This is a genomic window from Paludifilum halophilum (assembly GCF_002245355.1).
GTDB classification, from domain to species: Bacteria; Bacillota; Bacilli; order Thermoactinomycetales; family DSM-45169; genus Paludifilum; species Paludifilum halophilum.
In genome coordinates this window covers 1-466 of record NZ_NOWF01000063.1, presented here as the reverse complement: position 1 = coordinate 466, position 466 = coordinate 1, and the positions used below count along the sequence as shown (strand labels likewise).

General features: G+C 59.7%; 1 protein-coding gene. It reads right to left on the bottom strand.

The annotated features are described in order from the left end of the window. A partial coding sequence (locus tag CHM34_RS20440; protein ID WP_141201783.1) for a glycosyltransferase occupies positions 1–466 on the bottom strand: 466 nt, incomplete at both ends.

Below are 466 nucleotides of genomic sequence, written 5' to 3'. Positions count from 1 at the left end.
CGGCAACTCTGTGAGAATGGCAGGATTTTTCATGGCCTCGATCATACGGGCGGCAAGTTCGTTGGCATTGCCTGGCGCAAAGAGGCGGTCCGGCCTGTCGCGGCCAATCTGTTCGGCAACTCCGGCGAGATTGGCTCCAATGACAGGGACGCCGCGCAAAATGGCCTCTGCTACCGTTCTGCCGAAAGCCTCCGGCCACAAAGGCGGCACGCCGAGGCAATCTATGCCAGCAAAAAAACTGTTGGCCTCGACATATCCGGGAAAGTCGACGGGCAGGCCTGATGCCTTTCGCTTATTGGTTTCGATTCCGCCGGGCGCTCGACCGGCCATGGTCATTCGCCAACCTTGCCGGGGCAGGAGCCGCATGGCATCGATAAGGAGATCGGCGCCCTTGGGTTCTTCGATACGTCCGAGGTAACCGAAAACCAGCGGTTCTCCTGCAACACGGGCTTTGCGAGGGTTCAAC